Genomic DNA, 21,033 nt, shown 5'->3' on the forward strand with positions numbered 1-21,033 from the left:
AAGTGTCCGCACGTATCACCGACCCCGCGCAACTCAACGAACTCCTCGGCATCCCGTTCACCCCGGAGCAGACGGCGTGCATCATCGCCCCGCCCGCACCGCAGGTGATCGTCGCCGGGGCGGGCTCGGGCAAGACGACGGTGATGGCGGCGCGCGTGGTGTGGCTGGTGGGCAGCGGCCAGGTCGCCCCCGAGCAGGTCCTGGGCCTCACGTTCACCAACAAGGCGGCGGGCGAGCTGGCCGAGCGGGTCCGCAAGGCGCTCGTACGGGCCGGGGTGACCGACCCCGACCTGCTCGACCCGGACAACCCTCCGGGCGAGCCGCGCATCTCCACGTACCACGCGTTCGCCGGACAGCTCCTCACCGACCACGGCCTGCGGATAGGGCTTGAGCCGACTGCCCGGCTGCTGGCCGACGCCACGCGCTTCCAGCTCGCCGCGCGGGTGCTCAAGGAGGCCCCCGGCCCGTATCCCTCCCTGACACGATCGTTCCCCGCCCTGGTCGGCGATCTGCTGGCGCTCGACGCCGAGTTGGCGGAGCATCTCGTCCCGATCGGCGAACTCGCCTCGTACGACGGCGAACTGCTGCGCACCCTCGAAGGTGTCCGGCTCAGCAACGCCGACCTGCGCAAGGTGCCCGAGACCGTCTCCGCCCGCCGCGAACTGCTCGATCTGGTGGGGCGCTACCGCGCGGCCAAGAGCGCCCGCGATCTGCTTGACTTCGGCGATCAGATCGCGCTCTCGGCCCAACTGGCCCTCACCCGGCCCGAGGTCGGCCGCATCCTGCGCGACGAGTTCCGCGTGGTGCTGCTCGACGAGTACCAGGACACATCGGTCGCCCAACGCCTCCTCCTTTCGGGCCTCTTCGGCTCCGGCACCGGCCACGCCGTGACGGCCGTCGGCGACCCCTGCCAGGCGATCTACGGCTGGCGCGGTGCCTCCGTCGCCAACCTGGACGACTTCCCCTCCCACTTCCCGGACGCCGACGGCACCCCGGCCGCCCGCTTCTCGCTCAGCGAGAACCGCCGCAGCGGTGGCCGCCTGCTCGACCTCGCCAACGGACTCGCGGCGCCGCTGCGCGCCATGCACGAGGGCGTGGAGGCGCTGCGGCCCGCACCCGGCGCCGAACGCGACGGCATCGTGCGCTGCGCCCTCCTCCCTACCCATGCCGAGGAGCTGGACTGGGTCGCCGACTCCATCGCCCATCTGGTGCGCACGGGCAAGGAGCCCGCCGAGATCGCCGTACTGTGCCGCACCGCAGGTGACTTCGCCCAGATCCAGAGCGCGCTCGTCGCCCGCGATGTGCCGGTCGAGGTCGTCGGCCTCTCCGGGCTGCTCCATCTCCCCGAGGTCGCCGACCTCGTGGCGATGTGCGAGGTCCTTCAGGACCCGGGCGCCAACGCCTCCTTGGTACGGCTGCTCACCGGGCCGCGCTGGCGTATCGGCCCCCGCGATCTGGCGCTCCTCGGCCGCCGCGCCCGGCTGCTGGTGCACCGCGCCGACGGCTCGTCCGCCGATGAGGACGCCGACGAACGGCTCGCCGCTGCGGTCGAGGGCACCGACCCCGCCGAGGTGATATCGCTCGCCGACGCGCTCGACACCTTCCTGGAGTCGGCCGGCGGCAAGGACGACGGCCTTCCCTTCTCCGCCGCCGCGCGCGTGCGTTTCGCCCGGCTCGCGGCCGAACTGCGCGATCTGCGGCGCTCGCTGGCCGACCCGCTGATGGACGTCCTGCACCGGGTCCTCGCCACCACAGGGCTGGAGGTCGAACTCGCGGCGTCGCCGCACGCCCTGGCCGCGCGACGGCGCGAGACCCTCAGCAACTTCCTCGACACGGCGGCCTCCTTCGCCGCGCTCGACGGGGATGCCACGCTCCTCGCCTTCCTCGCCTTCCTGCGGACGGCGGCGCAGTACGAGAAGGGTCTCGACAACGCCCTGCCGGGCGGCGAGAACACGGTGAAGGTCCTCACCGCGCACAAGTCCAAAGGACTTGAGTGGGACGTCGTGGCCGTCCCCGGCCTTGTCGCCGGACAGTTCCCCAACAGCAGGGCGCGCGAGGCATGGACGTCCCAGTCGAAGGTCCTGCCGCATGCCCTGCGCGGTGACGCCCCGACGCTCCCGGACGTGCCGGAGTGGGACGCCAGGGGCCTGAAGGCGTTCAAGGACGAGATGCGCGCGCACCAGCACACGGAGGAACTGCGCCTCGGCTACGTGACGTTCACCCGCCCCCGCTCCCTGCTGCTGGGCTCGGGCCACTGGTGGGGGCCGACCCAGAAGCGCGCCCGGGGTCCCTCGGACTTCCTGCGGGCCCTGCACGACCACTGCGCGGCGGGCTTCGGCGAGATCGAGGTGTGGGCCGACGAGCCGCCTGAGACCGAGGAGAACCCCGCGCTCCTCGCGGCGGACAAGGCGACGGCCTGGCCGCTCCCGCTGGACCCGGACTCCCTGGCCCGGCGCCGTACGGCCGCTGACACGGTCCTGGCGCACATGGACGCGTCGGCGGCGACGCCCTGGGCGGGCGGGACGCCGTACGACGAGCCGGTGCTTTCCGATGACGCGCCACCTCCTCCGGAGGAGGACGCGCCGCCGCCGGAGGACGCGTACGACGACGCGCACGACGGCCTGGACGCACTCGACGGCCCCGACGAGTGGGAAGACGAGCGGGAGCACGACGATCTCGCGGACTGGGACACCTGGGAGCCGGGACGCGACCGTCCGCAGGACCCGAACCACTCAGACCACCCGGACCACTTGGAGCCTCCGGAGCGTCCGGCTGATGACGCGCGCCCGGCGCACCTGCCCGCCCCGCGCCCCCCGGCCGACGGCCCCCAGGAGCGCCTCACTCCCGAGGAGACCCGCACCCTCGCCTCCTGGGACCGCGACCTCGACGCCCTCTCCGGCGAGTTGCTGCGCGCCCGCGCCCGCGTCCGCGACGTCCCCGTACCGCCGTCGCTCTCCGCCTCCCAACTCCTGCGCCTGGCCGCCGACCCCGACGGCTTCGCCCAGGAACTGGCCCGTCCCATGCCCCGCCCGCCGCACCGCGCCGCGCGCCGGGGCACCCGGTTCCACGCCTGGGTGGAGTCGCGCTTCGACGAACTGCCGCTCCCGATGCTCGGCCCCGACGAGCTGCCCGGCGGCGCCGACGACGAGCCGGAGATCGCCGACGAACGCGACCTGGCCGCCCTCAAGGAGGCCTTCGACCGCACCCCGTACGCCCGGCGCACGCCGTACCGCGTCGAGGTGCCGTTCCAGCTCACCCTCGCCGGCCGCGTCATCCGGGGCCGTATCGACGCCGTGTACCGGGACGTCGACCCGCTGGCGGACACCGTCACGTACGAGGTCGTCGACTGGAAGACCGGCCGGGGCCGCACGGCCGACCCGCTCCAGCTCGCGATCTACCGCCTGGCCTGGGCCGAGCAGCACGGCCTGCCACCCGACGCGGTCACGGCCACCTTCCTGTACGTGCGAAGCGGCGAGGCGGTACGACCTGAGGGACTGCCCGGCCGGACCGGACTGGAACGTCTCCTCCTTCACGGCGACGACCACCCGCCGCGGGCGCGTCCCGAACAGCGAACGGCAGACGAGACCACCCCGGGAGCCGGATAGGCTCGACGTATGAGCGAGACCCCGGACAGCGCCGTCCGTACGCACACCCGTGACTACATCCGGTCCCACCGGGCGGCCTTCCTCGACGACCTCGCCGAGTGGCTGCGTATCCCGTCCGTCTCGGCGCAGCCGGACCACGACGCGGACGTACGGCGCAGCGCCGACTGGCTCGCGGCGAAACTCGGCGCGACCGGCTTCCCGGTCGCGGAGGTCTGGGAGACCCCCGGCGCCCCCGCGGTCTTCGCCGAGTGGCCGTCCGACGACCCGGACGCCCCGGTCGTGCTCGTCTACGGCCACCACGACGTACAGCCCGCGGCCCGTGAGGACGGCTGGCGCACCGACCCCTTCGAGCCGGTCGTCCAGGACGGCCGGCTGTACGGGCGCGGCGCCGCCGACGACAAGGGGCAGGTGTTCTTCCACACACTCGGCGTCCGCGCCCATCTCGCGGCCACCGGGCGCACCACCCCCGCCGTGCGTCTGAAACTGCTCGTCGAGGGCGAGGAGGAGTCCGGTTCGCCGCACTTCCGCGCGCTCGTGGAGCAGCGCGCGGACCGCCTCGCCGCCGACGTCGTGATCGTCTCCGACACCGGCATGTGGTCCGAGGACACCCCCACGGTCTGCACCGGGATGCGCGGACTCGCCGAGTGCGAGATCGAGCTGTACGGCCCCGACCAGGACATCCACTCCGGCTCCTTCGGAGGCGCCGTACCCAACCCGGTCACCGTCGCCGCCCGCCTCGTGGCCGCGCTGCACGACGAGGACGAGCGGGTGACCGTGCCCGGCTTCTACGACGGCATCACGCCGCTCACCGACGCCGAGCGCGCCCTCATCGCCGAGCTGCCCTTCGACGAGGCCGAGTGGCTGCGTACGGCCAAGTCGCACGCCACGCTTGGCGAGGCCGGCCACTCCACCCTGGAGCGCGTCTGGGTCCGCCCCACCGCCGAGGTCAACGGCATGGGCGGCGGCTACCAGGGGCCGGGCGGGAAGACGATCATCCCGTCGTCGGCCCGGCTGAAGCTCTCGTTCCGGCTGGTCGCCGGCCAGGATCCGGACCGCGTCGAGCGCGCCGTCACCGAATGGATCGACGCCAGGATCCCGGCCGGAATCCGCCACAAGACCACCTTCGGCGCGGCCACCCGCCCCTGTCTGACCCCGCTCGACCATCCCGCGCTCCGGTCGGTCGTACGGGCCATGGGCCGTGCCTTCGACCAGAAGATCCGCTTCACCCGCGAGGGCGGCTCGGGACCCGCCGCCGACCTGCGGGACGTGCTCGGCGCTCCCGTCCTGTTCCTCGGCATCTCCGTACCGTCCGACGGCTGGCACGCGCCCGACGAGAAGGTCGAGATCGACCTTCTACTGAAGGGCGTGGAGACGACCGCCTACCTCTGGAGCGATCTCGCCGCCGCTCTCCGCTGAACAGACACCCATCCATCCGGGGGAGTTGGAAGTACCAGTGCGCACCACCACCAGCGGCGGAGAAACCGCCGCAGACCGGCCGATCGTCCTCGCCTCCGACAGCGGCATCGACCGTGCCGCCCACCACCGCCTCGACGAGGCGTGGCTGGCCGCGGCCTGGAGCCACCCCACCACGCGGGTCTTCGTCGTCTCCGGCGGCCAGGTGCTGATAGACGACACCCCGGACGGCCGCACCGAACTCGTCATGACGCCCTCCTTCGAGGCGCCCCTCACCGAGACCCACCGCTACTTCCTCGGTACCGACGAGGACGGAGTCAGCTACTTCGCTCTCCAGAAGGACACGCTGCCGGGCCGCATGGACCAGTCGGCGCGCGCGGCGGGACTGCGCGAGGCCGGGCTGCTGCTGTCCCCGCGCGACGCGGGCCTGATGGTCCACGCGGTGGCGCTGGAGAACTGGCAGCGGCTGCACCGCTTCTGCTCACGCTGCGGCGAGCGCACGGTGATCGCGGCGGCGGGCCACATCCGCCGCTGTCCGGCGTGCGGCGCCGAGCACTACCCCCGTACCGACCCCGCCGTGATCATGCTCGTCACCGACGAACAGGACCGCGCGCTCCTCGGCCGTCAGGTGCACTGGCCGGAGGGCCGGTTCTCGACGCTCGCGGGCTTCGTGGAGCCCGGTGAGTCGATCGAACAGTCCGTGGCGCGCGAGGTGTTCGAGGAGGCGGGCGTCACGGTCGGCGAGGTCGAGTATGTCGCGAGCCAGCCCTGGCCGTTCCCCTCCAGCCTGATGCTGGGCTTCATGGCCCGTGCCACGTCCTCGGAGATCACCGTGGACGGCGACGAGATCCAGGAGGCGCGCTGGTTCTCCCGCGACGACCTGCGGATCGCGATCGAGTCGGGCGACGTCCTCCCGCCGTCGGGCATCTCGATCGCGGCACGGCTGACGGAACTCTGGTACGGAAAGCCGCTGCCGAAGCCGCTGAACTGACCGGCACGCACAGGAGCCCCCGCCGGCCGGCGGGGGCTCCTGCGCGTGCCGGTCGTGCCCGGCCCGTGGGCTCAGGCGCCGACCTTCTGCTTGACCTGCGCGAGGGACGGGTTCGTCAGCGTCGAACCGTCGTCGAAGAGCAAGGTCGGGACCGTCTGATTGCCGCCGTTCGCCTTTTCGACGAACGCGGCCGAATCCGGGTCCTGCTCGATGTTGATCTCGGTGTACGCGATGCCTTCGCGGTCCATCTGGCCCTTGAGCCGACGGCAGTATCCGCACCATGTGGTGCTGTACATCGTCACAGTCCCCGGCATGTCTTCTCGCGCTCCTCTGGCAGGCTCAAATGTCTTTGCAGACAGATGAACGTACGTGACCTGGTCACCATTCCCGCACTTGTACGACCAACGTGACTCCCCTGTGGACAAGTGCAGCACCAGCCTCACGGGACCTGGCAGCATGGCGGGGTGACAGCAGCAACGCACTCCTCACTCTTCCCGCAGGACTCCGACGGCAGCCAGTTCGTGGCCCCGCCTCGCGACGCCGACGCGGTGCTCGAAGGGCTCGACCCCGAGCAGCGCGAGGTCGCGACGGCACTGCACGGACCGGTCTGTGTGCTGGCCGGTGCCGGCACGGGCAAGACGCGCGCGATCACCCACCGGATCGCGTACGGCGTGCGGGCCGGGATCCTCCAGCCCGCCAGCGTCCTGGCCGTGACCTTCACCAACCGGGCCGCGGGGGAGATGCGCGGGCGCCTGCGCCAGCTGGGCGCGGGCGGTGTCCAGGCGCGTACGTTCCACTCGGCGGCGCTGCGCCAGCTCCAGTACTTCTGGCCCAAGGTGGTCGGCGGCGAGCTGCCCCGGCTGCTGGAGCGCAAGGTCCAGCTGGTCGCGGAGTCGGCGGCCCGCTGCCGGGTCAGGCTGGACCGGAACGAGCTGAGGGATGTCACCGGTGAGATCGAGTGGGCCAAGGTCACCCAGACCGTGCCCGCCGACTATCCGGCCGCCGTCGCCAAGTCCCACCGCGACGCCCCGCGCGATCCGGCGGAAATCGGCCAGATCTACGCGATGTACGAGCAGCTGAAACGAGACAGGTCGGTCATCGACTTCGAGGACGTCCTGCTGCTCACGGTGGGCATCCTCCAGGACCGGCACGACATCGCCGACCAGATCCGCGGTCAGTACCAGCACTTCGTGGTGGACGAGTACCAGGACGTGAGCCCGCTCCAGCAGCGCCTCCTCGACCTGTGGATGGGCGACCGGGAGAGTCTCTGCGTCGTCGGCGACGCCAGCCAGACGATCTACTCCTTCACCGGCGCGACCCCGGACCATCTGCTGAACTTCCGCACACGCCACCCCAACGCGACGATGGTGAAGCTGGTCCGTGACTACCGCTCCACCCCCCAGGTCGTGCACCTGGCCAACGGCCTGCTGAATCAAGCCAGGGGCCGCGCCGCCGAGCACCGGCTCGAACTGATCTCGCAGCGCGACGCGGGCCCCGAGCCCCTCTACACGGAGTACGCGGACGAGCCCGCCGAGGCCGAGGGCACCGCCCGCCGGGTCCGCGACCTGATCGCGGCGGGCGTCCCGGCCGGCGAGATCGCCGTGCTGTACCGGATCAACGCCCAGTCGGAGGTCTACGAACAGGCGCTCGCCGACGCCGGGGTGCCCTACCAACTCCGGGGCGCCGAGCGGTTCTTCGAGCGCCAGGAGGTACGGGAGGCAGGGGCGGCCCTGCGCGGCGCGGCCCGATTCGGGGGCAACGACTCCCTGCTGGACGACATCGTCGATCTGCCGTCCCAGGTGCGGGCGGTGCTCTCCACCAAGGGCTGGACCACCGAACCTCCCACGGGCTCGGGCGCCGTCCGTGACCGCTGGGAGTCGCTGGCCGCCCTCGTGCGTCTCGCCGAGGACTTCGCACGGGCCAGGCCGGAGTCGACCCTCGGCGATCTGGTGGCCGAGCTGGACGAGCGCGCCGCCGCCCAGCACGCCCCGACCGTCCAGGGAGTGACCCTCGCCTCCCTCCACTCGGCCAAGGGCCTTGAGTGGGACGCGGTGTTCCTGGTCGGGCTGACCGAGGGCATGATGCCGATCACGTACGCCAAGACCGACGAACAGGTCGAGGAGGAGCGCAGGCTCCTCTACGTCGGAGTCACCCGTGCCCGCCTGCACATCTCCCTGTCGTGGGCGCTCTCCAGGGCCCCGGGCGGCAGGGCGTCCCGGCGTCCCACCCGCTTCCTGAGCGGCCTGCGGCCGGGCTCGTCGGCCCCGGGGGTGCGGGGCGCCGGAGCGGCGGCGGGCGGCGCGGCCGACCGAGGCGGCCGGCGCAAGCGGCGCGGCCCGGTGCTGTGCCGCGTCTGCGGCACGACGCTGACGGACGCGGGCGAGATGAAGCTGATGCGCTGTGAGGGCTGCCCCTCGGACATGGACGAGGGGCTGTACGAGCGGCTGCGCGAGTGGCGCTCCGACCAGGCGAAGCAGCTGGGCCAGCCCGCGTACTGCGTGTTCACCGACAAGACGCTGATGGCCATCGCCGAGGCCGTGCCGGGCGACGACGGCGAGCTGTCCCGGATCTCCGGTGTCGGAGGCCGCAAGCTGGAGCGGTTCGGGGCCGATGTCCTGGCCATCTGCGCAGGTGACGAGCCTGTCGGGGAGGACGAGGAGAGCTGATACAAACTCGTCGAGAAAATAGTTTGCGCGCGCCCCGCGAATCACCATAGGTTCTTAACCACGGAACGGCGGGCTTCTCCGAAGCCCCGTCCCCGTGCTCTACTTGTCCGAAGTGGTATCCGGATTTCGATACGCCGAGAGGAGGCGATTCCAGTGATCAGCATCAACAGCGACTTCGTCAGCACCGCCAAAATGACCGATCTCTCGGTCGTCTCCGCATGCTCTCTCGACGTTCTGCGTCCTGGACTGCTGGCCAGTGATGGATCTTCGTTCGCCGCCACAGGTCTGTCGGGCTTCGGCGCCGGCCGGACCAACCCCGTGGCTCTTCCTGTCACGGGCGGCAATGAGCGACCGAGCAAGGCACTGGCGGCAGAAGTAGCAGCGGCAGAGGCAAAGGCCTATGCGTTCGCGGCAGCCGGTGCCGAATTGACGAAGCAGACGAAGCAGCACCACACGATGTGGGCCATCCGTGGGCCTGAACCCTGGAGTGATCCAGCCTGATTCAAGATCAGGCCGGCGCCTTCAGGGCCGCGGAACCCCACCCGGGATCCGCGGCCCTTCTGTTTGTCCCGAACGGGACGGGCGGAGTGAAGGGGCCTCGGGAGAAGTACCACCCGGTACCAGCCGACACCCGGCCAACAGGCCGGACCGACCAGACGAGGAAGACACCACCGTGCAACTCGAAGCGCACGCCCCGTCCGTACCGCCTTCCGGAACGATCACCCAGCCCTGCATCACGGAGGACTCCACCTTGACCCCGCTGACCGCGCTCACCGCGCTCGACGACGCCATCGAGAACCTCGGCGTACCCGTTCCCTGCCGTGCCTACGACCCGGAGGTCTTCTTCGCGGAGTCCCCGGCCGACGTCGAGTACGCCAAGTCCCTCTGCCGCACCTGCCCGCTGGTCGAGGCCTGCCTCGCCGGTGCCAAGGAGCGGCGTGAGCCGTGGGGTGTCTGGGGCGGCGAGCTCTTCATCCAGGGTGTGGTCGTCGCTCGCAAGCGGCCCCGTGGCCGCCCGCGCAAGAACCCGGTCGCGGCATGAACGCCACCGGCACCGTCGATCGCCCCGTCACGCACGATCCCAAGAAGCAGGCCCCGATGACCTCTTCCCTGCGAGAGCCGTCCGGCTCCGCCACTTCAGCTGTCAGTACCACCGGCGCGAGCGAATCGCGTCAGAACAGGAACCGCGAGATGCAACTCATCCCAGAAGCCCTGGCACGCGCGCATATGACCGAGCGCCTGCGTGAAGCCGACGCGGAACGCCAGGCCGTGCGCCTGGTCGCCGCTCGGCGGATGCAGCGCCGGGCCGAGCGCGTATCGATGCGCGCCCGCCGTGCGCTGGCCATGGCGGTCATGAACTGACCGCCGGCGGCCGGGCGCGAGAACGTCGCAGACCCAAAGACACGCCCTGAGTGCCTCTGACGCGGGGGCCGGTCCTCACGGACCGGCCCCCGCTTTCTTGTCTCCGAACACGCCCTACGTCCTACGCGCCCGCGCCCGCTCCCGCCTCCGCTTCGGGCTCCTCTTCGTGGGCGAATTCCTCCGGCAGGAAGCCCGGCAGCCATTCCTCCAGCTCCTCGCGGAGCCGGACCGTCGCGTTCAGCTGGCACAGCACCCCGATGGTGCTCAGCGTGACGCGATGTATCAGCAGATAGGAGGGCGGCAGATTCAACTGCTTCCCCAACTGGTGCGCCGGAGACCGCGGATCGGCGATCCGCGCCGCCTGGGTGCGCATCCAGCTCCGGGTGAAGGTGAACTCCTCCGCCTCGGCCGGTTCGATGATCGGCAGCAGATACTCCAGCACCGCGTCCGGGTCGAGATCGATCGACTCCTTGACGAACCCCTCGGTGCGCAGGAGTTCGTACACCGTCTCGGCGTCGCCCTCCAGTGTCAGCCGCAGCGACTCGCCTATCGTCTCGGGCAGCCCGCCCGGCAGCCGGTCGACCGTGCCGAAGTCCAGTACACCGAGGCGCGATTCGCCCTCGTCCCCGGCCGGCGGCAGCAGCCGGAAGTTGCCCGGGTGCGGGTCCGCGTGCAGCAGCCCCGTACGGGCGGGACCCGAGAAGAGGAAGCGCGCCAGCAACTGCCCCGCGCGGTCGCGCTGTTCTTCGGTGCCCTCCGCGATCACGTCGGCCATCGGGATGCCGTCGATCCACTCCGTGACCAGCACCTGGTCGCACTGGTGCACCACGTCGGGCACGACCACGTCGGGATCGTCCGCGAACTCCGCCGCGTGCTCCCGCTGGGCCGCCGCCTCCAGTTCGTAGTCCAGCTCCTCCGACACCCGGTCCCGCAACTCGGTGATCAGGGGCTTGACGTCCATGCCCGGGATCAGCGGCCCCAGCAGCCGGGCGAACCGGCTCAGCTGCGACAGGTCCGAGAGCAGCGCCTCCCCTGCCCCCGGGTACTGCACCTTGACCGCCACATTCCGCCCGTCGTGCCACACCGCCCGGTGCACCTGGCCGATCGAGGCGGCGGCCGACGGCTTCTCCTCGAATTCCAGGAAGAGCTCACGCCACTCCTCACCGAGCCGCTCCGCCAGCACCTTGTGCACCGTGCTGGTCGGCATCGGAGGGGCCGCCTCCTGGAGCTTGGTGAGCGCCGCCCGATAGGGGCCCGCCACCTCCTCGGGCAGCGCGGACTCGAAGACGGACAGGGCCTGCCCGAACTTCATGGCCCCGCCCTTGAGCTCGCCGAGCACCTTGAAGAGCTGGTCCGCCGTGCGCTGCTGGAGCTCGCGGCCCACCATCTCCGCGGACTTGCCGCCGATCCGCTTGCCCAGACCCCAGGTGGCACGGCCGGCGAAGCCCAGTGGCAGCGCGGCCAGCTTGGCAGTTCGGGTGACGGCCTTACGGGGAAGATCAGACATACGCCCCTCCAAATCCCTGACAGCCGAGCCGCGTACGGCGGTTACCGCACCATTGTGTCGTGCGGCGCCCCGGGCACAGCCATGCCCTCTCCCTCCTGTTCTCCGGCGGCCCCGCAGGGGCAGGCGGGATGCGGCGCGATCCGCTCCGAACGCCAGTCGAGCAGCGGCAGCGTGATCTCCCAGCGCGCCCCCGTGCTCGCCGGCAGCTCACCGTCCAGGAAGGACAGCGCGTGAGCCGTGGTGAGACCGGCCACGGTGGTGGCGAGCCCCAGGTCGCAGGCCGGTGTGACCGACGCCCGCCGTCCTGACCGCCACTGCGCCAGCATGAGCGGCCACCCCGGCTCCCGGGCGGTCCGCTCCTCGGTCAGACAGCCCGCGCAGGCCGTGCCGCCCGGCAGCACCAGCGGGCCCACCACCCCCGTGGCCTCGACAACTCCCGCGTAGAGATGAGGAGTCCCGGTGGCGATCCAGCGCTCGGCGGACGCCGGATCCGGGACATAGGCCGTGAGCCCGTCCCGTGGGGCGACGATCACCAGCGACAGCCCCGCCGCGCCACCGCTCACCGTGGCCGCCCGTTCGTCGGCGCGCTCGGGCCGCTCACCCGCCCAGCCGCCCGGCACCTCGTCGAGCGCTCCCGCCTCCGCCCCGTCCACATCGGACCCCGGCCCGCCGGCCGCCGGCCCGTCCGACGCCGACCGCGCGCCGGACGCCGCCGCTCTGACGGATCTGCCCGGGGCCGAGCGCCGCACCAGCAGCCGGGCCGCCACATCCCTGCGCTCACCGACCGATTCCGCAGGAAGACCGCCCGGAGCCACGTCCCATGGCTCGGTCCTCCCGCTGTCCAGTACATCCACCCGGCCCACCCCGGAGGCCGACAGCGCCGAGGCGACGGCCGCACCGACCCGGCCGGCCCCGCGCACCTGGACGCGCATGGTGCGCCGCGCCGCCAGCCGCTCCATCGCCGCACCCGGCGCGCGGTGCGTGATCGACAGTGACGCCAGATCCGCCCGCAGCAGGTCGAGCACCTTTCGATTCCGTAACGCTTCGGCTGGGCGCCCGCCCGCCGTGCTGTCGTCCAGCAGTCCGGCCGCCGAGAGCCGGTCCACGAGCGCTTCCGCCTTGCCGTCCGGCAGCCCCAGACTCCGCGCCTCGTCCCGCAGCAGCGGCAGCCCCCGCGTGCCGTCCAGCAGGTCGAGAAAGCTGCCCGTGGCCGTATCGACAGGTCCCACCACCACCGCGTGCGCGGGTGTGATTCCGAACTGAACCGTCTGCCGCTCCCGCCAGGCCCGGCGCAGAGCGGGCTTCACCATTGGATGCATATTCGTCTCCCCCGTGATGCCTGTCCCGCGATCGGATTCCAGAATGCAAGGAACTGGTGAGAGGTGCGAAGAGTTATCCACAGGCGTGGGGAATTAGACGTTCAAATGATGGGTGTATGGAGTGGACCAAGATCGAAAAGCCCCCGCGACGGGACGTTCCCCACTGACAGCGGGTAACGTCGAAGCGTGTCCGCCGACCCTTCTCCTCGCGTTGCGGGGGAATCCCCACCGCACAGCGCCGGAAGCGAAGAGCGCAGCGTGACCGGCCGCCCGCAGCGCGGACCGGCGACAAGCGCCGTCGAGGTCCGCCGCAGCGCCCGGCGCAGCAGGACGGTCTCGGCATACCGCGAGGGCGACCGCACCATCGTGCTCATCCCGGCCCGGATGTCGGAGGCCGAGGAGCGGCGCTGGGTGGACGTGATGCTCGACAAACTCGCGGCCCAGGAGAGCAAGCGCGTCCTCGGCGACAACGATCTGACCGAGCGCGCCAAGCGGCTGTCCGAGCAGTATTTCGACGGCAGGGCGCGTCCCGCGTCCGTCCGCTGGGTCACCAACCAGAACACCCGCTGGGGCTCCTGCACCCCCACCGAGGGCAGTATCCGTCTCTCGCACCGGCTGCAGGGCATGCCCGAGTACGTCGTCGACTACGTGCTCGTGCACGAGCTGGCCCATCTGCTCGTGCCGGGGCACGGCCCGCGCTTCTGGGAGTTGCTGGAGGCATATCCGCGCACCGAGCGGGCCCGTGGCTATCTCGAAGGTGTCGTCGCCGCCGAGCGACTGCCGCAGCTCCCCGCCGCCCCCGGAGAGTGACGGCGTCCCCTCGCCGATCGTGTACCGAATCTGTACCGGCTTGGTTCAATGCCGGACGCAACGGTTAGCCTGACGCGACGTGTTCAGCTCGGGATGGGGGACGGTCGTTACGCATGGCGAGGGAATTCCAACGCGGCCACAAGGCCAAGATCAGTGACCTCACGCAGGGGACGGATCTGTACGTAGGTGTGCAGATCGCGGCGCCCGGCTTGACGTTCGACATCAGCTGTTTCGGCCTCGACGCCAATGAACAGCTCTCGGACGACCGGTATTTCATCTTCTTCAATCAGCCGAAGTCCCCCGAGGAATCAATCCAGTTGCTGGGCGCGCAGTCCGGCGACACCGAATCGTTCCGGGTCACGCTCGACCGTATTCCGGCGAACATCCAGCGACTGTCCTTCACCGCCACCATCGACGGCGCCGGGCAGATGTCCCAGGTGGGCCCCGGATACATCCGGATAGTCGCCGGCGGCGAAGAAGTCGTCCGATACGCCTTCACCGGCTCCGAGTTCAGCACCGAACGCGCGGTGATGCTCGGCGACTTCTACCTCAAGGACGTCTGGCGGTTCGCCGCCGTCGGCCAGGGCTTCGACGGTGGTCTCGACGCGCTCCTCAAGAACTTCGGCGGCGAAGTCGCCGAGGAGGAGCCGGCCGCGGCCCAGCCGCCCGCCCAGGGAGCAGCACCGTCGTTCGCCCCGCCGCCCGGCGGCGCCGCGCCCCCTCCGGCCTTCGGAGCCCCGCCGGCCCCGCCCGCGCCGCGGGCCGCGCAGCCCCCGCCGTCGTTCGGCGCGCCCCCGCAGGCCCCGGCACCCGCGCCCCACCCGATGCACGGCGCGCCGACCGTCGCCGCCCCGATGCCTCCGGCGCCCGCGCCCGCACCGTCGCCGTACGCGCAGCCGCCCGGCCTGCCGCAGGCACCGCAGCAGCCGCAGTTCGGCCAGATCCCCGGCCAGCCCCCGGGTCAGTTCCCCGGTCAGGGCCAGCCGCCCGGCGCGCCCGCGCCGTACGGGCAGCCGACACCGCCTCCGTACGGAGGCCAGCCCCAGGGCGCACCGCCCCCGGGCATGCCGCAAGCGGGCCAGCAGGCCGGCGCGGGTCTCGCGGCGGCGCTCCAGCCGTACAAGGAGGCCGCCACCGGCCAGCGCTGGACACCGCAGAACCAGCAGCTGATGCGGGTCGACCTCGCCATGGGCGGCGCCCCCGTCCTGGCCCGCCAGGGCAGCATGGTCATGTACCAGGGCAAGGTCGACTTCGGCTACAAGGGCGCCGGCTTCGCGGGCCGTATCGTCGGCAACGCGACCGGCCAGGAGATGCAGCTCATGCGCTGCTCCGGCCGCGGCCAGGTCTTCCTCGCCGAGGAAGCCTCGCATCTGCACCCGATCGAGCTCCAGGGCGACGCCATCTGCGTCTCCGCGGAGAACGTGCTCGCCTTCGACGAGTCCCTTCAGTACGAGGTCCGGCGTATCGAGGGCCACGGCATCCCCGGTGGAGCCCTGTTCACGATGCAGTTCCAGGGCACCGGCACCATCGTCGTGAAGACCCACGGTGTCCCGGTCGTCCTGCCGGTCACGCCCACGACCTTCGCCGACTGCAACGCCGTCGTCGCCTGGTCGGCCGCGTCACAGGTGATCCTCTCCAGCCAGGTCCGGCTGCGCCGCAACGCGTATCCGGGACACAGCGGAGAGACCGTGAATCTGCAGTTCCGGGGAGCCCCCGGCAACTTCATCGTCGTTCAGCCGTACGAGGTCTGAGGGAGTCCGGCACATGAACCAGCAACTCGCGGGCTTCGCCCCGGCCCCCGTCTCGGCGCGGATGGAGAACCACGGCCGCGCCATGCTCAAGGTCGCCATGACCAGCGGGCAGGACCTCTACGCGCGCACCGGCTCGATGGTCGCGTACGAGGGGTTCGTGCAGTACGAGCCCAACCCGCCCGCCGTCCGTCAGATCGCCGGCCAGTGGGTGACCGGCGAAGGCACACCGATCATGAAGTGCGCCGGTGACGGCCTGCTCTATCTGGCCGACTACGGCGCCGACGTCGTCGTCATCAACCTCAACAACGACTCGATCTCGGTCAACGGCACCAACCTGCTGGCCTTCGACGCCCACCTCCAGTGGGGCGTCGAGAAGGTCAAGGGGCTGGCGAAGTTCGCCGGACAGGGTCTGTGGAACGTCACGGTCGGCGGGACCGGCTGGGTCGCGCTGACCTCGCGCGGTACGCCGATCGTCGTCGACTGCGGCCGTGGCGACGACGAGACGTACGTCGACCCCGACGCCCTCGTGGCCTGGTCACCCGGGCTCAAGGTGAAGGGCAAGCGGAGCTTCAAGGCGTCGTCCCTGATCGGACGGGGCAGCGGGGAGGCCTACCAGATGGCCTTCTCGGGCCAGGGCCTCGTCGTCGTACAACCGAGCGAGGACAGCACCGACCGCCTGCGGGTCCGGGGCTGAGGGGGAGGAAACATCATGCAGAGCCCGCTTTTCGGACTCGCGGAAACGCAGTCCCAGGACCGCTACGTCGTACAGAACCCGCAGCTTCTGCGGGTCGCGCTCACCGGCCACGACGATGTCCTCGCCCGCAAGGGCGCGATGGTCGCCTACCAGGGGCTCATCGACTTCGACGGTGAGTACCAGTCCCAGGGCCAGCGCCGTGCCAGGCGGAACACCGGCGAGGGCCTGGACCTGATGCGCTGCTCGGGTCAGGGGACGGTCTACTTCGCGAACCTCGCGCAGTACGTGCATGTCGTGGATGTCGACCAGGAGGGCATGACCGTCGACAGCGCCTATGTCCTGGCGCTCGACTCCACACTGCACACCGAGGTCATCGCGGTGGACAGCCAGTACGGCATCTCAGGCTCCGGCAAGTACCAGCTCAACATCTCGGGCCGCGGCAAGGTCGCTCTGATGACGTCCGGGCAGCCGCTGATGATGCTCGTGACGCCCGACAAGTACGTGAACGCCGACGCCGACGCGATCGTGGCGTGGTCCTCCGGGCTGCGGGTGCAGATGCAGGCGCAGACGCACTCCTCGGGCGTACGGCGCCGGCGCGGCAACACGGGCGAGGGCTGGGAGCTCAGCTTCCTCGGCCAGGGCTTCGCGCTCGTGCAGCCCAGTGAGGTGATGCCGCCGCAGAACGCGGAGATCGGGCAGGGCTTGCGTGCGCAGTTCGGCGCGGGCCAGCAGGGCGCCCACGGGCAGAACCAGAACAACGTCTGGAACAACCAGGGCTGAGTCCAGCCGGCCGCTCAGGGGCGGTCTCCACGGAGGCCGCCCCTGCTCGTCCCCGGCGTCAGCCGTGAACCTGCTCGGAGAGCGCGTCGCGCGTGCGCTCCAGCAGCCGTACGACCGACCCGTCGGCGACCGTCGCCACCTCGGCGTACGCGAACCAGCGCAGATCCAGCGACTCCTCGCTGATCTCCTCGACCGCGCCTACCGGCGCCAGAGCCGCGTACTGGACATCCAGATGCCAGTGGCAGGGCGCCGGGATCGCATGCCGGTCGAGCTGTACGGGCCCGCCGGGCAGCAGCGTCAGCCCTCCGATCCCGGACTCCTCCGTGGCCTCGCGTAGCGCCGCCGCCGCGAGCGAGACGTCCCCGGGCTCGCAGTGGCCGCCCATCTGGAGCCACAGACCGAGCTTCTTGTGGAGGGTCAGCAGGACGCGGCCCTCCGCCGGGTCGATCACCAGCGCGCTCGCCGTGACATGCCCGGCGTCACAGGATTTCCACATCCCGTCAGGACGGGCCGCCAGATGGTCCAGATAGATCCGGCGCAGCTCTTCCTGACCGTCGTACGTCTCCAGTACACGGACGGTGTCGTCGTGCAGACTCACTTGCCGCTGTCGCCCTTGCCCTCGTCGCCGTCCTTGCCCTCGTCGTCGGGCCGGTCACTGTCCTTCCCGGAACGCGTCTCCGGGTCCTTCTCCAGCTTCGGCTTGCCGCCCGCCGCCTCGCCGAGCAGCTTGTCCAGCTCGGAGAAGTCCGCGTGCTCGTGGTGCACGAAGCCGTCCGGGTCGTCCAGGTCGGAGGCCGTCGGCAGCATGTCCGGGTGCTGCCAGAGCCCGTCGCGCCCGTCCACGCCCCGCGCGTCCGTGAGCGAGGCCCAGAGCCGGGAGGCGTCCCGCAGGCGCCTGGGGCGCAGCTGAAGGCCGATGAGGGTGGCGAAGGTCTGCTCGGCAGGCCCGCCGGACGCGCGGCGCCTGCGCAGCGTCTCGCGCAGCGCGTCCGCCGACGTCAGCCTGGTCCTGGCCGCCTCGTGCACGACCGCGTCCACCCAGCCCTCGACCAGCGCGAGCGCCGTCTCCAGACGCGCGAGGGCGGCCTTCTGCTCGACCGTGTCCTCGGGCTGGAACATGCCCTGCTGAAGTGCTTCCTGAAGCTGCTCGGGGTTCGACGGGTCGAGCTGGCTGACCGCGTCCTCCAGCTTGGAGGCGTCGACCTTGATGCCGCGCGCGTACCCCTCGACGGCGCCGAACAGATGCCCCCGCAGCCACGGCACATGGGCGAAGAGCCGCTGGTGGGCCGCCTCGCGCAGGGCCAGATACAGCCGCACCTCGTCCTGCGGGATGCCGAGGTCCTTACCGAAGGCCTCGATGTTCAGCGGGAGCAGCGCGGCCTTGCCCGCCGGGCCCAGCGGCAGCCCGATATCGGTGGAGCCGACCACCTCGCCCGCCAGGACGCCCACGGCCTGCCCGATCTGCTGGCCGAACATGGCGCCTCCCATGGAGCGCATCATGCCGATCAGCGGCCCGGCCATGGCCTGCATCTCCTCGGGCAGCACATCACCCATGGCGGCGCCCACGCGCTCGGCCACCGGGTCGACGAGCTGCTGCCACGCGGGCAGGGTCGCCTCGACCCACTCCGCGCGGCTCCACGCCACGGTCGATCCCGCGCCGGACGGCAGCGACGTCACGGCGTCCAGCCAGATGTCCGCCAGGCGCACGGCCTCCTCGACGGCGCTCCGCTCGGCGGGGCCCACGCTGGCGTCCTTCGTACCGTCGGGCGTGCCCTGCGAGACCGTCTGGCGGGCGATCTGCTTGGCCATGTCCCAGTTCACGGGACCGCCCTCGTAGCTGAGCATCTGACCGAGCTGTTGGAACGCGGCGCCCAGATCGTTGGGGTTCATCGACCCGAACATCGCCGCGAACGGGTTCTCCCCGCCCTGGCCGCCCGAGCCGCCGGGCAGGCCGAACCCCGAGAAGGGGTTGCCCCCGCCGCCTTGGCCGCCACCACCCTGACCACCTCCGGCGGGGTCGTTCTTCTTGCCGTCGCCGTCCTCTGGCTCCTCCGGCGGAAGGCCGAATCCGAATGGGGTGTCACTCACGGGTTTCCTCGGCTCGTTGGGCCGCCGGCTTTTCCGCCGACAGCGACTGCCCGACACCACCAAGCGTAGACATCCGAGGCCGCATCCGGGCTCGGTGCTCCGCCAATGCTTGGCCTGCGGCAGGATGGACGCCACCTGGTACGTACGTGTTGTACACGTCCGTACTGAAGACAACCGCTGGAGACGCCCGGTGAGTTCCCCAGATCCGCAGGTTCGCGCAGCGCGAAACCGCTCAACCCCGACCCCGCCACGCGGCCCCGTCGTCGCGGTCACCGGAGCCGCCTCCGGGGTCGGTGACCTGCTCGTCCGGCGCCTCGCCGCGTCGGAGGAGATCAAGCAGGTCGTGGCGATCGACGAGCGCCGCGGCGAGGTGACCGAGGCGCAGTGGCACGTCCTCGACGTACGGGACCCGGCCATCGCCGAGAAACTGCGCGGCGCGGACGTCGTGGTGCACCTGGCGCTCGATCTGGACCTGGAGCGGGACGCGGCGGCCCGTACGGCCTACAACGTCCGCGGCACCCAGACCGTGCTCACCGCCGCGGCGGCCGCGGGGGTGCACCGGGTCGTCCTGTGCACCTCGGCCATGGTCTACGGCGCCCTGCCCGACAACGACATCCCGCTGTCGGAGGACGCGGAGCTGCGCGCGACGGCGGAGGCCACGGGCGTCGGCGACCTGCTGGAGATCGAACGGCTCGGCCGCCGCGCGCCCCGCGCGCACCCCGGTCTGAACGTCACGGTCGTGCGCCCCGCCGTCCTCGTCGGCGGCACGGACACCGCCCTGACCCGCTACTTCGAGTCGCCCCGGCTGCTGGTCGTCGCCGGCTCCCGGCCCACCTGGCAGTTCTGCCATGTGGACGACCTGGTCAGCGCCCTGGAGTACGCCGCGCTGGAGAAGGTCGACGGCGAGTTCGCGGTCGGCTGCGACGGCTGGCTCGAACAGGAGGAGATCGAGGAGCTGAGCGGCATCCGCCGTATGGAGCTGCCGTCCGCCGTCGCCCTCGGGGCCGCGGCCCGGCTGCACCGGATCGGCCTCACACCGTCCCCGGCCGGCGATCTCGCCTACACGATGCATCCCTGGGTGGTCAGCGTCGGCCGTCTCCACGACGCCGGCTGGCGGCCCCGCTGGACCAACGAGGAAGTCCTCGGCGCGCTTCTCGAAGAGGTCGAGGGCCGCCACACCGTCGCGGGCCGGCGCCTCGGCCGCAAGGACGCCACGGCCGCCGGTGCGGCCGGTGCGACGGTCGCCCTGCTCGGCGCGGCAGCGGTGGTACGCCGCGCCCGCAAGGCGCGCCGGCGCCTCTGAGCCGGTCGGCGCCCCCTCCGGCAGCCCCGTCGGCGCCCTCCTCAGAAGGAGGTTCCGAGCGTGCCGGCCGGTGGCCGTTCGAACGCGCCATTACGTGATGCCCGTGCCGTACGGCACGATGGGCCGCATGGCAAGCAACGAGGCGCACCCGGGCGAACAGGCGGCACAGGACCCCATCCGGCTGCTGGCGATCCGCGAGAGCCCGCTGTCCGTCGACGAGATCTTCCAGGCCGTCGGCGACGACGCGGCGGGAGGCACCGCCCTGTTCGTGGGCACGGTCCGGAACCACGACGGGGGAGCCGATGTCGACGCACTCGGATACTCCTGTCACCCGTCGGCCGAGGCCGAGCTGCGCCGGGTGGCCGAGAAGGTCGTCGCCGACCACCCCGTCCGCGCACTGGCGGCCGTCCACCGTGTGGGTGACCTCGTGGTCGGAGATCTGGCGGTCGTCGTCGCCGTCTCCTGCCCGCACCGCGCGGAGGCGTTCGAGGCCTGCCGCAAGCTGATCGACGACCTCAAGCACGAGGTGCCGATCTGGAAGCACCAGACGTTCTCCGACGGCACGGAGGAATGGGTCGGGGCCTGCTGACGGCGCCTTCCCGCGAGGTCCTCACGCCGATTCCGGACCGTTTCCGGATCGCTTCCGCGCCGCCGTGTCGCCCTCTGTTCCCATGTGGCCCGATTTGCGTAACCGCCCCCCTGCCAGCAGCGTTGAAGCAGCAGATGGCTAATCTGCTGATCACT

General features: G+C 71.4%; 18 protein-coding genes. 13 read left to right on the plus strand and 5 right to left on the minus strand.

Translation table 11 applies throughout. The features are described 5' to 3' along the window. Window positions 1-2: 2 nt before the first annotated feature. The 3 genes from ACFWV8_RS14625 to nudC are packed head-to-tail and all read left to right on the plus strand — an operon-like array spanning window position 3 to window position 6,009. Window positions 3-3,605, plus strand: coding sequence for a UvrD-helicase domain-containing protein (locus tag ACFWV8_RS14625; protein WP_384201018.1), 3,603 nt, complete (start codon window positions 3-5; stop codon window positions 3,603-3,605). A gap of 9 nt (window positions 3,606-3,614) precedes the next feature. Continuing rightward, window positions 3,615-5,021 carry a dipeptidase gene (locus tag ACFWV8_RS14630; protein WP_384201020.1) on the plus strand — a complete coding sequence of 469 codons (1,407 nt, stop codon included), beginning with the start codon at window positions 3,615-3,617 and terminating at the stop codon, window positions 5,019-5,021. A 37-nt stretch (window positions 5,022-5,058) separates the two neighbouring features. Beyond that, entirely contained in the window at window positions 5,059-6,009 is a 951-nt protein-coding gene (gene nudC, locus ACFWV8_RS14635) for an NAD(+) diphosphatase (protein WP_384201022.1), read from the plus strand. A 71-nt stretch (window positions 6,010-6,080) separates the two neighbouring features. Here nudC and ACFWV8_RS14640 read toward each other — a convergent pair whose 3' ends face one another. Further along, window positions 6,081-6,323 carry a mycoredoxin gene (locus ACFWV8_RS14640; protein ID WP_023538817.1) on the minus strand — a complete coding sequence of 81 codons (243 nt, stop codon included), beginning with the start codon at window positions 6,321-6,323 and terminating at the stop codon, window positions 6,081-6,083. Window positions 6,324-6,473: 150 nt separating this feature from the next. On the opposite strand from ACFWV8_RS14640, the gene ACFWV8_RS14645 reads away from it, so the two are divergent. From ACFWV8_RS14645 to ACFWV8_RS14660, 4 genes are all read left to right on the plus strand, one after another. Further along, window positions 6,474-8,675: an ATP-dependent DNA helicase UvrD2 gene (locus tag ACFWV8_RS14645; RefSeq protein WP_384201024.1), complete on the plus strand. Its 2,202-nt coding sequence runs from the start codon at window positions 6,474-6,476 to the stop codon at window positions 8,673-8,675. A 192-nt stretch (window positions 8,676-8,867) separates the two neighbouring features. Continuing rightward, window positions 8,868-9,176 carry a hypothetical protein gene (locus tag ACFWV8_RS14650; RefSeq protein ID WP_384201194.1) on the plus strand — a complete coding sequence of 103 codons (309 nt, stop codon included), beginning with the start codon at window positions 8,868-8,870 and terminating at the stop codon, window positions 9,174-9,176. Between the two features lie 172 nt (window positions 9,177-9,348). After that, window positions 9,349-9,717: a WhiB family transcriptional regulator gene (locus ACFWV8_RS14655; RefSeq protein WP_384201025.1), complete on the plus strand. Its 369-nt coding sequence runs from the start codon at window positions 9,349-9,351 to the stop codon at window positions 9,715-9,717. Next, the gene (locus tag ACFWV8_RS14660; RefSeq protein ID WP_329381923.1) at window positions 9,714-10,037 is read left to right on the plus strand and encodes a hypothetical protein; all 324 of its coding nucleotides are present in this window, start codon (window positions 9,714-9,716) and stop codon (window positions 10,035-10,037) included. Before ACFWV8_RS14655 ends, ACFWV8_RS14660 begins: the two co-directional genes overlap by 4 nt. A gap of 121 nt (window positions 10,038-10,158) precedes the next feature. Here ACFWV8_RS14660 and ACFWV8_RS14665 read toward each other — a convergent pair whose 3' ends face one another. Next, window positions 10,159-11,544 carry an ABC1 kinase family protein gene (locus ACFWV8_RS14665; protein ID WP_384201027.1) on the minus strand — a complete coding sequence of 462 codons (1,386 nt, stop codon included), beginning with the start codon at window positions 11,542-11,544 and terminating at the stop codon, window positions 10,159-10,161. A gap of 41 nt (window positions 11,545-11,585) precedes the next feature. Further along, window positions 11,586-12,863 (minus strand): TOMM precursor leader peptide-binding protein, encoded by a 1,278-nt coding sequence (locus ACFWV8_RS14670; RefSeq protein WP_384201029.1) that lies wholly within the window; start codon window positions 12,861-12,863, stop codon window positions 11,586-11,588. Between the two features lie 186 nt (window positions 12,864-13,049). Here ACFWV8_RS14670 and ACFWV8_RS14675 point away from each other — a divergent pair, with 186 nt between their 5' ends. The 4 genes from ACFWV8_RS14675 (at window position 13,050) to ACFWV8_RS14690 (ending at window position 16,898) form a co-directional block, all read left to right on the plus strand. Next, complete coding sequence (locus ACFWV8_RS14675) at window positions 13,050-13,673, plus strand: M48 family metallopeptidase (protein ID WP_384201031.1); 624 nt, start codon at window positions 13,050-13,052, stop codon at window positions 13,671-13,673. A 113-nt stretch (window positions 13,674-13,786) separates the two neighbouring features. Then, on the plus strand, window positions 13,787-15,424 hold the full coding sequence (locus ACFWV8_RS14680) for a TerD family protein (protein WP_384201033.1): 1,638 nt from the start codon (window positions 13,787-13,789) through the stop codon (window positions 15,422-15,424). 13 nt (window positions 15,425-15,437) lie between these two features. Then, on the plus strand, window positions 15,438-16,118 hold the full coding sequence (locus ACFWV8_RS14685; protein ID WP_329381907.1) for an AIM24 family protein: 681 nt from the start codon (window positions 15,438-15,440) through the stop codon (window positions 16,116-16,118). A gap of 15 nt (window positions 16,119-16,133) precedes the next feature. Beyond that, window positions 16,134-16,898, plus strand: a complete 765-nt coding sequence (locus ACFWV8_RS14690; RefSeq protein ID WP_329381904.1) for an AIM24 family protein — start codon at window positions 16,134-16,136, stop codon at window positions 16,896-16,898. Window positions 16,899-16,956: 58 nt separating this feature from the next. Here ACFWV8_RS14690 and ACFWV8_RS14695 read toward each other — a convergent pair whose 3' ends face one another. Both ACFWV8_RS14695 and ACFWV8_RS14700 read right to left on the minus strand, forming a co-directional pair. Then, a complete protein-coding gene (locus ACFWV8_RS14695; RefSeq protein WP_384201035.1) occupies window positions 16,957-17,496 on the minus strand; it encodes an NUDIX hydrolase in 540 nt (179 codons plus the stop codon). Then, complete coding sequence (locus ACFWV8_RS14700; protein ID WP_384201037.1) at window positions 17,493-18,986, minus strand: zinc-dependent metalloprotease; 1,494 nt, start codon at window positions 18,984-18,986, stop codon at window positions 17,493-17,495. Before ACFWV8_RS14700 ends, ACFWV8_RS14695 begins: the two co-directional genes overlap by 4 nt. Window positions 18,987-19,176: 190 nt before the next feature. Between ACFWV8_RS14700 and ACFWV8_RS14705 the strand changes: the two genes are divergently transcribed. Together ACFWV8_RS14705 and ACFWV8_RS14710 are read left to right on the plus strand one after the other, a co-directional pair. Continuing rightward, entirely contained in the window at window positions 19,177-20,289 is a 1,113-nt protein-coding gene (locus tag ACFWV8_RS14705) for an SDR family oxidoreductase (RefSeq protein ID WP_329381895.1), read from the plus strand. A gap of 127 nt (window positions 20,290-20,416) precedes the next feature. Beyond that, a complete protein-coding gene (locus tag ACFWV8_RS14710; protein ID WP_329381893.1) occupies window positions 20,417-20,878 on the plus strand; it encodes a molybdenum cofactor biosynthesis protein MoaE in 462 nt (153 codons plus the stop codon). Window positions 20,879-21,033: the final 155 nt, after the last annotated feature.

Origin of the sequence: Streptomyces sp. NPDC058665, from assembly GCF_042714995.1 — a bacterium.
In the GTDB taxonomy this organism is placed as follows: Bacteria; Actinomycetota; Actinomycetes; order Streptomycetales; family Streptomycetaceae; genus Streptomyces.

Coding starts and splice junctions, on each gene's coding strand:
- ACFWV8_RS14630 (WP_384201020.1), top strand. CDS start 3,615: ATGAGCGAGACCCCGGACAGCGCCGTCCGTACGCACACCCGTGACTAC.
- ACFWV8_RS14640 (WP_023538817.1), bottom strand. CDS start 6,323: ATGCCGGGGACTGTGACGATGTACAGCACCACATGGTGCGGATACTGC.
- ACFWV8_RS14650 (WP_384201194.1), top strand. CDS start 8,868: ATGACCGATCTCTCGGTCGTCTCCGCATGCTCTCTCGACGTTCTGCGT.
- ACFWV8_RS14660 (WP_329381923.1), top strand. CDS start 9,714: ATGAACGCCACCGGCACCGTCGATCGCCCCGTCACGCACGATCCCAAG.
- ACFWV8_RS14665 (WP_384201027.1), bottom strand. CDS start 11,544: ATGTCTGATCTTCCCCGTAAGGCCGTCACCCGAACTGCCAAGCTGGCC.
- ACFWV8_RS14670 (WP_384201029.1), bottom strand. CDS start 12,863: ATGCATCCAATGGTGAAGCCCGCTCTGCGCCGGGCCTGGCGGGAGCGG.
- ACFWV8_RS14680 (WP_384201033.1), top strand. CDS start 13,787: ATGGCGAGGGAATTCCAACGCGGCCACAAGGCCAAGATCAGTGACCTC.
- ACFWV8_RS14685 (WP_329381907.1), top strand. CDS start 15,438: ATGAACCAGCAACTCGCGGGCTTCGCCCCGGCCCCCGTCTCGGCGCGG.
- ACFWV8_RS14690 (WP_329381904.1), top strand. CDS start 16,134: ATGCAGAGCCCGCTTTTCGGACTCGCGGAAACGCAGTCCCAGGACCGC.
- ACFWV8_RS14710 (WP_329381893.1), top strand. CDS start 20,417: ATGGCAAGCAACGAGGCGCACCCGGGCGAACAGGCGGCACAGGACCCC.